This window comes from Brucella tritici (genome assembly GCF_008932295.1).
Classification (GTDB): Bacteria; Pseudomonadota; Alphaproteobacteria; order Rhizobiales; family Rhizobiaceae; genus Brucella; species Brucella tritici.
Map to the genome: position 1 here is coordinate 332,703 of NZ_WBWA01000001.1, position 14,957 is coordinate 347,659.

Here is a 14,957-nt window from a genome sequence, read left to right on the forward strand (position 1 = left end):
AATCTATATTTCATAGATTCTTTCTGTTTTTATAGATAAACTGGAGAAAACATGCTCGATATGGCACAATCGAACCCACAAGGCATTGAGAAAACGGCGTCCAAATCGAATGAACGCGCATGGACGTTCGCAAGCGCGCGCCTGCTCTACGATCTCCCGTTCAACGATCTGCTTTTCGAGGCACAGAGCCTTCACCGCGCCAACTTTGACCCGAACCGGGTACAGCTCAGCAAGCTGCTCAACATCAAGACGGGCGGCTGCCCCGAAGATTGTGGCTATTGCAGCCAGTCGGCACATCATGCCTCGGGCCTGAAAGCTTCCAAATTGATGAGCCTGGATATGGTTCTCGAAGAAGCGCAGAAGGCAAAGGATAGCGGCGCAACCCGCTATTGCATGGGCGCCGCCTGGCGCAGCCCGAAGCCGCGCGACGAACCGGCCATCGTCGAAATGGTCAAGCAGGTGAAGGCGCTCGGTCTGGAGACCTGCATGACACTCGGCATGCTGAACCCGGATCAGGCGCAGACCTTTGCGGAGGCTGGTCTCGATTATTACAACCACAATATCGATACTTCGGAGCGGTTTTATCCGCAGGTCATCACGACGCGCAGTTTCGATGATCGGCTGGAAACGCTCGCCCATGTCCGTGAAGCCGGGATCAAGGTTTGCAGCGGCGGTATTCTCGGTCTTGGAGAAACCGAAGACGACCGCATCGACATGCTGGTAACGCTGGCAAATCTGCCCGTCCCACCGGAAAGCGTGCCAATCAATCTGCTGATCCCGATGCCCGGATCGCGGTTGGAGAAAGCATCGCCCGTCGACCCTATCGCCTTTGTCCGCATCATCGCGCTTGCCCGTCTGATGATGCCGCAGTCGCATGTACGGCTGACAGCTGGGCGCAATTCCATGAGCGATGAAATGCAGGCTCTGTGCTTTTTCGCGGGCGCAAATTCGATCTTTATCGGCGACACGCTGCTGACCGCCGCCAATCCGGGCGAAGACCGCGACACCAGCCTTATGCGGCGGCTCGGCCTGACCGCCGATGCACTGGATAGCTATGCATGAACGCCGATCCGTTGGCCCGTTACGCCGCCAAGCTGAAAAACCTTGAGCGACGGCGGCATCTGCGCACGCTTTCGGGCAACAAAGGCGCGGACTTCAGTTCGAACGACTATCTGGGCCTTGCCGCTTTGCCATCGATCCGCACAGGATTGATCGTCGCGCTGGAAAATGGTCTCGCCACCGGGGCTGGCGGCTCGCGGCTGTTGCGCGGCAATCACCCGGAACACAAACTTCTGGAATCCGAGGCCACAGCCTGTTTTCGCGCGCCGTCGATGCTTTATTTCAGCAATGGTTATGCGGCAAACCTCGCGGTTCTCTCGACCTTGCCGCAACGCGGGGATCTGATTGTCTATGACGAATTGATCCATGCCAGCGCGCATGAAGGCATGCGGGCCGGAAAAGCAGACATCGTCTCCGTCCCGCATAACGATGCGGATGCATTCGAGAGAGCCATTCGCACATGGCGCGAGAAGGGAGGAATTGGCTCCCCTTGGATTGTGGTGGAAAGCCTCTATTCGATGGATGGCGACTGCGCGCCGCTTTCCGACCTCATCGAGATAGCAGACCGCCACGACGCTTTTCTTTACATTGACGAGGCCCATGCAACAGGCGTGCATGGGCCGGGCGGTCGCGGCTTTGCCGCCGGACTGGAAGACCGACAGAATGTGATTACGCTTCACACCTGTGGCAAGGCGATGGGCAGCGCTGGCGGGCTGGTTGGAACAGATCCAATCCTTCGCGATTTTCTCGTCAATCGCGCCCGACCCTTCATCTATTCGACCGCGCCTTCACCCTTGCAAGTATCCGCAACGCGGCTTGCGCTGAAAGCCATGATCGCCGAACAGCATCGTCAGCACGAATTGCACCGGCTTATAGACTTCGCCAACGTGCAATTCGCCAATCGCTTCGGCAGACCCGGCAGCGGAACACAGATACTGCCGCTCATCATCGGGGATGCCGACCGTGCCTTGCGCATCGCAGCTCGCATGCAGACCGAAGGCTTCGACATACGCGCCATACGCCCGCCGACTGTGCCTGTCGGTACGGCGCGGCTGCGCATCACCATCACGCTCAATGTCGATGAACCCACGATAACGCGCATGTTCGAGCGCCTTGCTGCGATCATAGCAAAGGAAATGACATGAACCGCACTTTCATTGTTACCGGCACCGATACGGGTATTGGCAAGACCGTCTTTTCTGCTGCCCTTGCGGGTGCGCTCAGTGCCTATTACTGGAAGCCGGTTCAGTCGGGGCTGGAAGAGGCAACCGACAGCGAAACGGTTGTCCAGCTTGCCGGACTTTCACGTCAGAATATCATCCCGGAAAGCTGGCGCTTGAATACGCCTGCTTCGCCCCATCTTGCAGCACAGATTGACGGCGTCGAGATCGATACCAATGCGCTGGAAGTGCCGTCAGTCGATGCGCCTCTGGTGATCGAAGGCGCAGGCGGACTGTATGTACCGCTGACGCGCCGCATGACATTCATCGATGTTTTTGCGCGCTGGCAGAAGCCGGTCATCCTCTGTGCAAGAACCGGCCTTGGCACAATCAACCATACACTGCTTTCGTTTGAGGCATTGAACCGGCGTAATATCCCTGTGTTCGGCATTGCCTTCATCGGCGATCCTCAACCGGATACTGAGCAGATCATCCCGGAACTGAGTGGCGTTCGCAGACTGGGGCGACTGCCCAAACTTGCGAAACTCGATCCGGACACGCTCCGCCGCGCCTTTCGCGAGCATTTCGACATAAACGTTTTTAACGAGGCTTCCGAATGAGCGGGCATTCGTCTCCTGTCTGGCATCCCTTCACCCAACACGCCATCGAACCGGCTTTCCACAGGATCGTCAAAACTGACGGTGCCTATCTGCAGGATGAAACCGGAAGGTCGGTGCTGGATGCCATATCGTCCTGGTGGGTGATTACCCATGGGCACCGCCATCCGACAATCATGACGGCGATCCAGAATGCGCTGGAAAACTTCGACCAGATCATCTTTGCCGAGTTCACTCACGAGCCAGCAGAAAGGTTGGCGCAGAAACTGGTCGAGGTCGCTCCACAGGGCCTCGCCCATGTGTTCTATTCCGACAGTGGTTCCACAGCGGTCGAAGTTGCGATCAAGATGGCGCTCGGTTTCCATCACAACAGAAACGAACCGCGCTCACGCATCGTCGTGATGGAACATAGCTATCACGGCGATACGATTGGCACCATGTCCGCTGGCGCGCGTGGTGTTTTCAACGCGGCGTATGAACCTTTGCTGTTTCAGGTCGACACCATCCCGTTTCCGTCGGCAGGCCGAGAGCAGGAAACACTTGATGCGCTGGAGCAGTTCTGCCGCAATGGCGAGGTTGCAGCCCTGCTGATAGAGCCGCTTGTTCTGGGTGCAGGCGGAATGAAAATCTATTCCGCGCATATGCTGGCCGAATTCCGTCGGGTCACGCAACAATACGGAACACTTCTGATCGCCGATGAAGTGATGACCGGATGGGGACGCACCGGCACGATGTTCGCCTGCGAACAGGCACCCGTCACCCCGGATATTCTGTGTCTTTCCAAAGGCATTACAGGCGGCGCTCTTCCGCTGGCTGCAACGCTCAGCACGGCTGAAATCTTCGACGCGCATTTCTCGAAGGATCGCAGCCGAACGTTCTTTCATTCCAGTTCCTACACAGCTAACCCGATTGCCTGCGCCGCCGCATGCGCCAATATCGAAGTCTGGCAAACGGAACCCGTTGCGGATCGTATCAAGACGCTCGGTCAATGGCATTCCGAACGGCTTACGCGCTTTCAGGGCGACCGTCGTTTCACCAATCTGCGCCAGCAGGGCACCATCGCAGCCCTCGACCTTGCCGTCGAGCAGACCGGCTACCTTTCCGATGCGGGACCGAAGTTGAAAGCCTTCTTCCGTGAAAGCGGTGTGCTTCTGCGTCCGCTCGGCGATGTGATCTATCTGATGCCGCCCTATTGCGTGACCCCTGCCGATCTGGACCTCGCCTATGACGCGATTGATGCGGCGGCGGACATGATAAGGGGCGGGACGCGATGAGCATTTCGAGCCGTATAGCGGGCTTCGGCCATTATGTGCCGGAGCGCCGTGTTGACAACGCCGAACTGGAACAGCGTCTCGGACTTGAAGCTGGCTGGATCGAAAGACGCACCGGCATTCACGAACGACGTTGGGCCGCACCGGACGAAACCCTGACGGACATGGCGATGAAGGCCGGGCAAATGGCACTCCACGACGCCGGTGTTCCACACAATTCGGTGGCGCTCGTCATTCTGGCTACATCGACGCCCGATCATCTCCTGCCGCCTTCCGCGCCCCTTCTCGCTCACAAGCTGGGTCTGGAAAACTGCGGCGGGATCGATCTTGCAGGGGCTTGTTCCGGGTTTCTATATGCCCTCGTGCTGGCCGATGGTTTCGTAAAAAACTTCCGCAAATCGGTTCTGGTGGTCGCTGCCAATATATTGAGCCGCCGCATCAATATGGAGGAGCGCAACACGGCAATTCTCTTCGCGGACGCTGCTGGAGCCGTTCTGCTCGCACCGTCAAACGACCCACATGCCGGGCTGCGTGGATCGGCGCTCACATCTGATGGCGGACATTATAGCCTGATCTCCATTCCGGCTGGTGATTCAAGAATGACCATGCGAGACGGCAAAGCCGTCTTTACGCAGGCCGTTCGCATGATGACGCGTTGTGCAGCGGATGTGCTTGAACAGGCAAAGCTTGCTGCCGCCGATGTGGACAGGTTCTTTCCCCATCAGGCCAATGCGCGCATGATCGATACGGTCTGCGACCAACTGCATCTGCCTGCTTCTATCGCGGCGAGGACCATCGGCGCGTTCGGTAATTCATCTGCGGCGACAATCCCGCTTTCGTTGTCGCTGGCAGCGGAATCGCGCGCTTTCCACCCCGGAGAGCGGCTGCTCCTATCTGCTGCCGGAGCCGGAATGCTTGCTGGTTCAGTGGCCTGGAAAATTGGCGACAGATAAATGCAGCCACGGCTTGAATTATGACATCGGCCTTTCCGATGCGACCGAGATGGCTGTCAAAGGAGTATCCTCGTCAAACATCTCCAAGAGGTTTCTCAGCAAATTCTCCTTGTGACGCTTATACACTTCAAGAATATTATCCGACCATCCGACAGCCAGGCAATTGATAATATTTACATATATCTAATATGAGTTATTAAAAAATACTAATTCAACTTTAGAATACGAAATTCTAAAGCAAATAATATTAATACAACTTTCGTCCTGTTGATAAAATATTCGCTCAAGATGATAAGTGAGCCATATTTTCTAAGAGACTATTTGGCTTGCAATTTAGCCGAGGGACAGGAGCATTATGAAATATTCAACCCGAGCAAATTACGCCACTTCATCTGCCAGAATTGCGCACAGGTGCGCGCGGGCAATAGCTCATAACTTGCCCCGCCGCATTTGCACTCTACCGCTTCCTATTCGGTTATTGCTTTAGTAGGTGCAGCAACAATCGCAGTGACCAGTTCCGTCAGGGCCGACGACTATCATTTTATCGGCAAAAACGTCCCTCTCGACAACTGGGAAAACCAACCTCCTGGGCTGTAGGCAAGACACCGGGCGGCACGGATCGGGCAATCATATCCGGCACCGCAACCGGAATTCTGCCTGGTGTAGGTTCAACTATCGGTTCGATATGGATAACCGAAACCAGCGCTCTGAGGACTTTCAATCAGGCTACAAGCGCTGCCACGATTACAATCAATGGCGTTGATGGTACCGTCGTATCGGACGCCAACCGGATGATCAATTTTTTCCGAGAGACAAACTTAGGCGGCAATATATCCATTCAAGCGACCAACGAGGCGGGTGGCGGGTTCAGCTTCTACCCGCCCACCTGTTGGATCAGGCGTGAAGAGGTTCCTTGATACAAATGGCTATACGTTGACGTTTGATCCGGTGAATGCCGCCAACGTTATGAATGTAACCGATGGTATGAAATTATTGGCTCGGGAAATCTGATCAAAACTGGAGCGGGACTCCTGAGCATTGAAGGATACACCGATAATACGGCACACCCTTCATCACCGGCTGTGTATTCGGAAGTACCTGGATTCAACAAGGCACGTTGACCCTGATAGGCACCGCCAGCCTACGGAATTCGAGTAATGTTCATGTCGACGGCATTCTCGATATTTCTGCGACAGCCGATGGCCTCTATGATCTTCTCGGAATTCCCGGTGGCACAAGCGTAGCTGTCCTGGCCGGCAATGGCAGTATCTTGCTCGGCGCACGCAATCTAACCTTGAACGAAGGCGGGAGCGACTTTGCCGGACAGATTTCAGGAACCGGAAAGCTGATCTTCCAGCAAGGCACCTCCGCTCTTACTGGCGAAAGCACTTATAGCGGCGGCACAGATATCATCGATGCACGCCTGAATACCGGGAATGCCAAGGCATTGGGCAGTGGCACAGTCACCATGCAAGGCAATGCCACGCTCGATCTCAATGGCAATGGTCAGACTATTGCAGGTCTTTCAAACGCTGGAACTATCAAATTCGGCACAAAGGCAGGAACCACACTGACAGTTGCCGGCAACTACACTGGCAACGGCGTTATTGTCCTCAATACCGTTCTTGGCGGCGATGGCTCTCCCACGGACAGGCTTGTGATCACTGGCGATACGTCAGGAAGTTCAACATTACAGGTCAACAACCTCAAGGGTGAAGGTGCGCCAACCGTCGAAGGCATCAAGATCATTGACGTCGCTGGCAGTTCCGACGGCACGTTTTCCCTCAATGGGGATTATGAAATTCAAGGCGAGCAGGCTATCGTAGCCGGAGCATATGCTTATCAGCTTCACAAGAACGGGAAAGCCGACACGACGGACGGCGATTGGTATCTGCGTTCAACATTGAAGCCCAAAGCAGCCGATCCGATAACACCACCGACCTCCACAAAGCCGCTATATCAGGCGGGAGCGCCGCTCTATGAAGCTTATCCGCAGGTGCTTCAGGCGTTGAACGGATTGTCCTCACTGCAGCAACGCGTAGGTGACCGTTATTGGGTTGCGCAAGGGAGTGACGGTACGATCGATACTGAAGGCTATGGCCTTGGTGCGACACTGACCTGGTATGGCAACAGTGGCACTTATGTCGACGGTCAGGTTCAAGCTAACTGGTTCGACAGCAATCTTTCGTCTGTGACGGCGGAAAGAGGCATGTCCGATGGCAACAAGGGCTTGGGCTTTACGGTGGGCTTGGAAACAGGAAAACGGTTTGCCGCTGCGCCAAACTGGACGCTGACACCACAAGCACAGCTTATCTATTCGTCGGTTGATTTCAACAGCTTCAACGACACATTCGGGGTCCGCGTATCGCTCAAGGATGGCGATAGCCTCAACGGTCGCCTTGGTCTTTCAGCCGATTATCACGAAAGCTGGCAGGCTGCGAACGGGTTGGTCTCCAGCGCCAATGTGTATGGCATCGTCAATCTCTATTATGAGTTTCTGGACGGTGCCCGTACCGATCTTGCCGGGACCGGCCTCGGCATCAGGAACGAGAGATTCTGGGGCGGCGTCGGCCTTGGCAATACGTATAGCTGGTTTGGCGGAAAATATTCGCTTTATGGAGAAGGGTTGCTGAAGACCAGCCTTGCGCATCCGAGTGATAGTTTCGGCGAAAACGGCACGGTGGGCTTCAAGGTCTCATTCTGACGCAACGATAACAGGTCGTATGAGATGACTGCATAACAGGCGGCGACAGGATATTCCGTCGCCGCCTATTCATTTTTCAAGTTAGTTCAAGCTATTCATGGAGCGTATCTGGCGTGCAGTTGCCTGCAAAAGTGTAAAAGCCTCAAAACGTCCCTCATGCCATTTGGCGCGCTCGGCATCCGGCCTGTTCACCTCTCCGAGTTCCGACATTGCATGCATCGCAGAAGCCAGATCAGGATAACCACCTGCGGCCACCGCACCCAACATGGCTGAGCCGAGCAGAACAGGTTCCGGCGAAGTGGAAGCGGCGATGACAAGGCCCGTCGTGTCAGCGAGCACCTGTCGCACCAGATGCGAACGAGCAGCTCCACCAGAAACGACGATAGTATCCGTCACGATACCCTTTGCCTTTTGCGCCTCGACGATTTGCCGTGCGCCATAGCCAAGCCCGCACAGCCCAGCCAGATAAAGTGCCGTCAGACTATCGATCCCGGCATCGAGATCAAGTCCGGCAATGATCGCGCGCGCATCGGGATCAGCGAACGGTGCACGATTACCGAGGAATTCCGGCACAACGTGAATGTTGCCGATGATCGCAGCCGCCTTTTCAATGCCACCCCTCGCCTCGACTTCGGCAGCGAGACTGTCGGCAAGCCCCTTGCCTTCGTCAGCCGCCTGCTTTTCAGCTTCTGCCGCGAAAGGATGCATGTGGATCAGATGATCGATAGCGGCACCGGCTGCCGACTGGCCGCCTTCGTTGAGCCACAAGCCCGGAACCATCGCCGAATAGTACGGGCCCCAGACACCATCCACGAAAACCGGCTGTTCGGTGGTCGTCATGGTACAGGCCGACGTGCCGAACACATAGGCCATGCGCGACAAAATCCGACCTTCCGAACCGCGCGCTCCAACCGTGCCGATGCCACCCGCATGGGCGTCGATCAGACCGGCGGCAATTGCTGTGCCGGGCATGAGACCGAGTTCTGCCGCAGCCTGTTCGCTCAAGCCGCCAAGCTTCTCGCCACCCGCGCGAACGTCGGTACCGATACGGGCGAAATTTTCATCCGCCAGTTCGCCAAGGCCCACTTCACGGAAATAAGTCTCGTCCCAGCGCTTTTCATGGCTGAGATAGGTCCATTTGCAGGTGACCGTGCAGGCGGAACGAGCAAGACTGCCGCAGGATTTCCATGTGAGAAAATCGGTCAGATCGAAAAACTGCCAGGCCGCAGCGAAAGTTTCAGGCTTGTTTTCCTTGAGCCAAAGCAGCTTCGGCGTTTCCATCTCGGGGGAAATGGTGCCGCCAACATAATCGAGCACCTTGGCCTTGGTCACATTGATACGCTCAGCCTGACCGACTGCACGGTGATCCATCCACACGATGATGTCGCGTGCTGGATCGTTGGACGGACCGATGGCAAGCGGCTTGCCGCCCTCGCCCAGCACCACAAGCGAACATGTCGCGTCATAGCCGATACCGGCAATATCAGCCGGATCGACACCAGCAATCGCGACCGCTTCGCGCACACTTTCGCACACGGCCTGCCATATATTGGCGCTCGACTGCTCGACAATGCTGCCCGCCTCACGCCAGATTGTGATATCGCGCTTGGCCGAAGAAAGCATGGTGCCGCTGGCATCGAAAAGACCGGCGCGGGCGCTGCCGGTGCCGACATCGACGCCCAGATAATAGCTGGTCATGGTCGCTCCCATTTACAGATCGAGGCTCTGTGGAAGAATGACCAGATCGCGAATGGTGATGTTGCGCGGGCGGGTCAGCATGAACATCACCGATTCCGCAACTTCCTTCGGTTCCATCAGACTGCCGTTAGCCAGCGCTTCGTCCAGCTTGGCCTTCGGCCAGTCGCTGATGAGTGCGGTTACGACCGGCCCCGGCAGAACGCCACCGACGCGAATACCGTGTGGAGCGACCTGACGGCGAACTGTGTGCACAAAAGCCTGAACGGCATGTTTGGATGCCGTATAGATCGGCTCCCAGATTACCGGCACGACGCCTGCGACGGAGCTTGTCATGATGATGTCGCCAGTCTTGCGTTCCATCATATGCGGCAGCACAGCATGGATGGTGCGGAAGGCCGCGTTGATATTGAGGTTCAACATGCGGTCCCATGCATCCGGGTCGCCTTCCCAGAGAGGTCCGCCAATATAGGCACCCGCATTGGCGTGGAACACGTCGAGCTGGCCTGCCTGTTCGAGTATCTGCGGCATCATAGTGGCGACGGATGCCGGATTGAGCAGATCGATGACCAGCGGTTTGGCCTTGTCGCCGAGTTCGGTACATTTTTCCTTCAGCGCCTTCTCGTCACGGTCGATGAGAAACACCGTCATGCCCGCTTCAATCATGTGCTTTGCGCATTCGAAGCCGATGCCAGAAGCAGCACCGGTAACGGCGCCGACTTTTCCATTGAGATCCTGAGCCATTTTCAGTCCTTACAGGTTTAAGCGCGACCGTGCGACTGGCGCGAGCGGCGGGCAAGGGAGTCGACAATAACGGCGATGGCGAGCACTGCGCCGGTAATCATGTAGCGAAGCGAAGATGAGAGATCTAGCAGCGTCAAACCGCTGGCAATCGACTGGATGACGATAATGCCAAGCAGAGCCGACCAGGCGTTGCCACGTCCGCCAAAGAGGCTAGTGCCGCCGATGACCGCTGCTGCAATCGCGTTTAGATTGACGTCGCCAGTGCCTGCCTGCTGGCTGGAGGAAGCAAGACGCGCCGCAGCCAGAATGCCACCTGCGGCGGCCAGAACCGAACAGGTCATGAAAGCCGACATATAGATGAATTTCACATTGATACCGGCGCGGCGTGCGGCTTCACGGTTGCCGCCGACCGCCTGCATGGCCCGCCCCCACTGGGTGCGGGTGAGTGCGTAGTTCATCGCGATTACCAGCGCCACGAACAGGCCGAACATCCACGGCACACCGCGCGACTGGTTGAGATAAAACACGGCACCGCCAACAATGACCGTGATGACGATGGCCTTGAGCGCGATCCCGACCGACGACGGCGCTGACAGACCGGCTTCACGACGGCGCTGCGCAGAGCGGAACCCGGTGAAAAAGATCGCAAGCCCGGCAATCAGCACCAACGCATAGGATAGCGGACGCGGCATAACCAGAAGCTGGCCGAAACTCACGAGCCAGGAACCATAAGGCAGGTTGATCGAGCCGGTATTGCCCAGCAGATAAAGCTGAAGGCCAAGCGCCGCCAACAGACCAGCCAGCGTGGAAACGAAGCTTGGCATGCTGAAACGATTATAGAGAAATGCGTAAAGCAGGCCGATCAACGCGCCGCTGCACAGCGCCGCCAGCATCGCAAAGCCGACGGGCCAGCCATGATTGACCCAAAGCACACCGACGATGGCTGAAGCCAGACCGCTAACCGAACCGACAGAGAGGTCGATTTCACCCAGCATCAGGATGCAGACAATACCGAGCGAAATCACGCCAATAGTCGAACAATCGAACAGCAGGTTAACGAGATTGTTGCTCGACAGAAAAACCGGGTTCAACGTCTGGAAAACGGTCCAGATGATAACAAGACCGACAATAACCGGCAGCGATCCAAGATCGCCCGAACGAACACGGTCGAAGAAATTGCGCAGCGCACCTGAAACGCCTTCGTCATGGCGCACGCGTGTATCCTGTCGATCAAGAGGGGTATTTCCGGTTGCCTGATTCATTATGCTTCTCCCCGATCATGGACCTGACCGGTTTCATGCTGTGCCTGACGCCGTTCGGCACGGCGGGAAACGGAATTGCTGCTTGCCCCGGTAATGGCTGCGACCAGTTCTTCATTCGAGGAATCCGGATAGAGAACACCATTATTGCGGCCAAGCCGCAGCACGACAATGCGGTCCGCGACGGCACGCACGTCTTCCATATTATGGCTAATCATCAAGACACCGAGCCCACGGTCGCGGACACGCTCGATAAGGTCGAGAACCTCGGCCGTCTGTGCAACGCCAAGTGCGGCCGTCGGTTCATCGAGCATGATGAGCTTGGGATCGAGCAGGAGCGAACGCGAGATCGCAACCGTCTGGCGCTGACCACCCGACAGGGACGCGACCGGCTCGCGTACGCTCGGGATACGAGCGGAAAGCTCGTTCAGAAGCTTCCACGCCTTGATCTCCATGGACACTTCGTCAAGGCGATAGGGGCTCATTTCGCGGCCAAGGAAAATATTGGCAACAACGTCGAGATTCTCGCAAAGCGCCAGATCCTGAAAGACCGTCGCAATGCCGAGATCGAGCGCAACGCCCGGCGACGAAAGCACAACCTTTTCGCCATTGAATTCGATACTGCCGGATGTCGGCTGATGGACGCCAGCCAGCGTCTTGATCAGGGTAGACTTTCCCGCGCCGTTATCGCCGACAAGAGCGACAACTTCGCCCGGAAAGACTTCCAGATCGATATCTGTCAGCGCTGAAACGGCGCCGAAATTCTTGGATATGCCGCTTAGGCGCAGCACTGGCTGCTGCGACGACGCAGCGGCTTTGTGATCTTGGGACATGATCTCACTTTCCCTGGCATATAGCAGGATACGCCATTGCGCATCGAATTGCCCGGCCGGATAACCGGCCGGGCGTATCGCTATTTAGTTGGTGATGCCGAGCTTCTTGCAGCCTTCGGCATAACGGTCCACGCAGAGCGTGGCGGCGGGAACAATGTTCTTGTCGATGATTTCAGCCTTGAGGTTTTCAGCCGTCACGACCACCGGAACGAAAAGCTTCGACGGCGTGTTGTAAAGCGTGGCTTCGGCCTTCGGGGTTTCACCGTTCAGAAGCTGGCCCGCGACGCGTGCGGCTTCTGCAGCAACAATTTCAGACGGCTTGTTGATCGTGTTGTACTGATCGCCCGAAATGATGAGCTGAAGTGCTGCAATCGTCGCATCATTGCCCGTGACCGGCGGAAGCGGATCGATGCCAGCCGCCTTCATGGCTGCAATGGCACCGCCTGCGGTGCCGTCATTGGCAGCCACAACGCCGACGATCTGGTCATTGAAGCGGGTGATCTGGCCGCTTGCCCACTGCTGAGCCTTGCTTGGTGCCCATTCAGGCGTATCATATTCGGCAAGCGTCTTGTAACCGCTGTCCTTCAGACCTGCGTGAATACCGTTCTTGATGAGGCCTGCTGCAGCATCGGTCGGCGAACCGTTGATCTGCAGAACGCCGCCCTTGTCACCCGCGACGCCCTTGTCCTTCAGGTGCTTTACCAGCGATTCCGCAATCGACTTGCCGATGGCTTCATTGTCGAACGACACGTAGAAATCAGAGGTCGCATCCGGGATCGGGCGGTCATAGGCAATGACCTTGATATCCTGCGACTGGGCGAGTTTGACCAGCGATGCTGCCGCTGCGGTATCGACCGCGTCGAGCACGATCACTTTCGCACCTTGCGAAATGACCGAGTTGAACTGCTGCTGCTGCTTGCTCGCATCGCCATCAGCATTGAGATAAAGCACCTTGCAGCTTTCACAGATTTTCTTCATCTCGGCGGCGAAGCCCGGATAATCGCGCTCCTCATAGCGCGTCGATGCCTGGTCTGGCATCAAAAAGCCGACCACTGCATCCTTCACTTCCGCCTGCGCATTGCCAGCGAACGACGATAACACCACCGCAGCAAAAGCTGCCTTACCAAACATATTCTTCATGTCTCACTCCCATTGGGTTTTCAATTTTGTATTTTACGTAATCTTGCAGACAAACTTTATCTCGCTACTCCACCCCATATGTTCTCCCTATAGCGACCTCCAGTTCCCTGGAATTCCGGTATTCCGGCGCCGCATTGTTTTGCGGCGCACCAATCAAATCGAGCAATGCTGGCAGGGCTTGTTACGCATGAAGGGAAGCCTTTTTTCTGGCTTCAGCATGTGTGCACCGCTCCTCTCGGCATACAATCATGTTGCACCATCGATAGTGCAGCATAACCATCGCTCAACATCTGGCATCTGGTCAAGGGGAAAAATGACAGAGGAATAAATCGGATTATGTCTTCCCCTACTTGCAGCGAACACTATCGCACCGCTAAGATCGTGACCCAACCCAGACGAAAAGCAGGCCTGATGAGCAGCCCCCGGAAAGTAACCATCTACGATATATCGGAGCGAGCTGGTGTATCTGCATCAACCGTTGCTTCGGTTATGAATGGATCTTGGGAAAATCGAAGAATTACTAAAACAACAGCCGAACGAATTCGAGTAATAGCAGGTGAACTTGGCTATACTACCAACCTTCAGGCACGCGGATTGCGAATATCCAATTCCGGTATGATCGGCATGATCTTGCCGATGCTGGACAACCGATATTTCAGCTCCATGGCCGCATCGTTTGAGACGGTAGCACGCTCACGGAATCTTATCCCCGTCGTAGCCAGCACATTACGCGACCCGCAACAGGAACGCGGCACTGTGGAAACATTGATTGCCCACAATGTCGACGCCTTACTGATCGCGGGCGCAACCGATCCGGACAGTGTCGCCGAACTCTGTGAAAGGGCTCATCTGAAACATATAAATGTGGATCTTCCCGGGAAGCACGGCGCATCCGTAATCAGTGATAACTATGAAGGCGCCCGCGTGCTGACGCGACAGATTGCCAGTCGCAGGTCACATCGAAAGGAAAACAGCTTCTACTTCATCGGTGGCGTGGATAGTGACCACAACACGCGTGCACGTGTGCGTGGATATCAGGATGAGCTGGCTGCGCTGAACATCCCCGTTCACCCCAACGCTATCATCACGAATGGATATGGTCCCAATACCGCCGCGATGACGATCCGCGATATTTATAACAAATTAAATGGGTTGCCAGAGGCATTGTTCGTCAATTCGACGAGCCCGTTTGAGGGCGTCGTCAGTTTTCTCAAGACACTACCGGTTGATGAGGTTCGGGAGTGCTCCATCGGATGTTTTGACTGGGACCCCTTCATCGAAGTTCTCCACTTCCCGGTTGTGATGGTCCGGCAAAATGTTCAGGCAATGATCGAACGCGCCTTTGAGCTTCTGGACGAGCCAGTTCAAACGAACAACCTGCCCGAAATGATACCGACGGAACTGATCGTTCCCCGCGATTTTTGAATTGCTTTAGAATAAAACGCCCCATACGAGGCTTTTTCTCGATTGTCTTTTCACCTTTAGCCTGCCGCGCCACGGTATTTCCTTTGCGGCGCAAACG

General features: G+C 56.0%; 12 protein-coding genes. 7 read left to right on the top strand and 5 right to left on the bottom strand.

Annotation, left to right across the window (positions count from 1 at the left end; genetic code table 11):
- Positions 1-51 precede the first annotated feature (51 nt).
- From bioB to F9K91_RS01510, 6 genes are all read left to right on the top strand, one after another.
- A complete protein-coding gene (gene bioB, locus F9K91_RS01485; protein WP_151556347.1) occupies positions 52-1,062 on the top strand; it encodes a biotin synthase BioB in 1,011 nt (336 codons plus the stop codon).
- Complete coding sequence (locus F9K91_RS01490) at positions 1,059-2,204, top strand: 8-amino-7-oxononanoate synthase (RefSeq protein WP_151556346.1); 1,146 nt, start codon at positions 1,059-1,061, stop codon at positions 2,202-2,204. Before bioB ends, F9K91_RS01490 begins: the two co-directional genes overlap by 4 nt.
- Positions 2,201-2,839 carry a dethiobiotin synthase gene (gene bioD, locus F9K91_RS01495; protein ID WP_151677007.1) on the top strand — a complete coding sequence of 213 codons (639 nt, stop codon included), beginning with the start codon at positions 2,201-2,203 and terminating at the stop codon, positions 2,837-2,839. The genes F9K91_RS01490 and bioD overlap by 4 nt, the downstream gene beginning before the upstream one ends.
- Positions 2,836-4,110 carry an adenosylmethionine--8-amino-7-oxononanoate transaminase gene (locus tag F9K91_RS01500; protein WP_151677008.1) on the top strand — a complete coding sequence of 425 codons (1,275 nt, stop codon included), beginning with the start codon at positions 2,836-2,838 and terminating at the stop codon, positions 4,108-4,110. The genes bioD and F9K91_RS01500 overlap by 4 nt, the downstream gene beginning before the upstream one ends.
- Complete coding sequence (locus F9K91_RS01505) at positions 4,107-5,060, top strand: beta-ketoacyl-ACP synthase III (RefSeq protein ID WP_151677009.1); 954 nt, start codon at positions 4,107-4,109, stop codon at positions 5,058-5,060. Before F9K91_RS01500 ends, F9K91_RS01505 begins: the two co-directional genes overlap by 4 nt.
- 1,117 nt (positions 5,061-6,177) lie before the next feature.
- The gene (locus F9K91_RS01510) at positions 6,178-7,764 is read left to right on the top strand and encodes an autotransporter family protein (RefSeq protein ID WP_151677010.1); all 1,587 of its coding nucleotides are present in this window, start codon (positions 6,178-6,180) and stop codon (positions 7,762-7,764) included.
- An 81-nt stretch (positions 7,765-7,845) separates the two neighbouring features.
- On the opposite strand, the gene F9K91_RS01515 is transcribed toward F9K91_RS01510, so the two are convergent.
- The 5 genes from F9K91_RS01515 to F9K91_RS01535 form a co-directional block, all read right to left on the bottom strand.
- Positions 7,846-9,462, bottom strand: coding sequence for an FGGY-family carbohydrate kinase (locus tag F9K91_RS01515; RefSeq protein WP_151677011.1), 1,617 nt, complete (start codon positions 9,460-9,462; stop codon positions 7,846-7,848).
- Positions 9,463-9,474: 12 nt separating this feature from the next.
- Positions 9,475-10,203, bottom strand: a complete 729-nt coding sequence (locus tag F9K91_RS01520; protein WP_151677012.1) for an SDR family oxidoreductase — start codon at positions 10,201-10,203, stop codon at positions 9,475-9,477.
- A 17-nt stretch (positions 10,204-10,220) separates the two neighbouring features.
- The gene (locus F9K91_RS01525) at positions 10,221-11,465 is read right to left on the bottom strand and encodes a sugar ABC transporter permease (protein ID WP_061346779.1); all 1,245 of its coding nucleotides are present in this window, start codon (positions 11,463-11,465) and stop codon (positions 10,221-10,223) included.
- The gene (locus F9K91_RS01530; RefSeq protein ID WP_151677013.1) at positions 11,465-12,295 is read right to left on the bottom strand and encodes an ATP-binding cassette domain-containing protein; all 831 of its coding nucleotides are present in this window, start codon (positions 12,293-12,295) and stop codon (positions 11,465-11,467) included. Before F9K91_RS01530 ends, F9K91_RS01525 begins: the two co-directional genes overlap by 1 nt.
- An 84-nt stretch (positions 12,296-12,379) precedes the next feature.
- Complete coding sequence (locus F9K91_RS01535; RefSeq protein ID WP_235912730.1) at positions 12,380-13,426, bottom strand: ABC transporter substrate-binding protein; 1,047 nt, start codon at positions 13,424-13,426, stop codon at positions 12,380-12,382.
- Between the two features lie 420 nt (positions 13,427-13,846).
- Between F9K91_RS01535 and F9K91_RS01540 the strand changes: the two genes are divergently transcribed.
- A complete protein-coding gene (locus F9K91_RS01540) occupies positions 13,847-14,860 on the top strand; it encodes a LacI family DNA-binding transcriptional regulator (RefSeq protein ID WP_151677014.1) in 1,014 nt (337 codons plus the stop codon).
- Positions 14,861-14,957 lie beyond the last annotated feature (97 nt).

Excerpts from the sequence above, each read along its gene's own strand:
- bioB (WP_151556347.1), top strand. The coding sequence starts at position 52 with ATGCTCGATATGGCACAATCGAACCCACAAGGCATTGAGAAAACGGCG.
- F9K91_RS01490 (WP_151556346.1), top strand. The coding sequence starts at position 1,059 with ATGAACGCCGATCCGTTGGCCCGTTACGCCGCCAAGCTGAAAAACCTT.
- bioD (WP_151677007.1), top strand. The coding sequence starts at position 2,201 with ATGAACCGCACTTTCATTGTTACCGGCACCGATACGGGTATTGGCAAG.
- F9K91_RS01500 (WP_151677008.1), top strand. The coding sequence starts at position 2,836 with ATGAGCGGGCATTCGTCTCCTGTCTGGCATCCCTTCACCCAACACGCC.
- F9K91_RS01505 (WP_151677009.1), top strand. The coding sequence starts at position 4,107 with ATGAGCATTTCGAGCCGTATAGCGGGCTTCGGCCATTATGTGCCGGAG.
- F9K91_RS01515 (WP_151677011.1), bottom strand. The coding sequence starts at position 9,462 with ATGACCAGCTATTATCTGGGCGTCGATGTCGGCACCGGCAGCGCCCGC.
- F9K91_RS01520 (WP_151677012.1), bottom strand. The coding sequence starts at position 10,203 with ATGGCTCAGGATCTCAATGGAAAAGTCGGCGCCGTTACCGGTGCTGCT.
- F9K91_RS01525 (WP_061346779.1), bottom strand. The coding sequence starts at position 11,465 with ATGAATCAGGCAACCGGAAATACCCCTCTTGATCGACAGGATACACGC.
- F9K91_RS01530 (WP_151677013.1), bottom strand. The coding sequence starts at position 12,295 with ATGTCCCAAGATCACAAAGCCGCTGCGTCGTCGCAGCAGCCAGTGCTG.
- F9K91_RS01535 (WP_235912730.1), bottom strand. The coding sequence starts at position 13,426 with ATGTTTGGTAAGGCAGCTTTTGCTGCGGTGGTGTTATCGTCGTTCGCT.
- F9K91_RS01540 (WP_151677014.1), top strand. The coding sequence starts at position 13,847 with ATGAGCAGCCCCCGGAAAGTAACCATCTACGATATATCGGAGCGAGCT.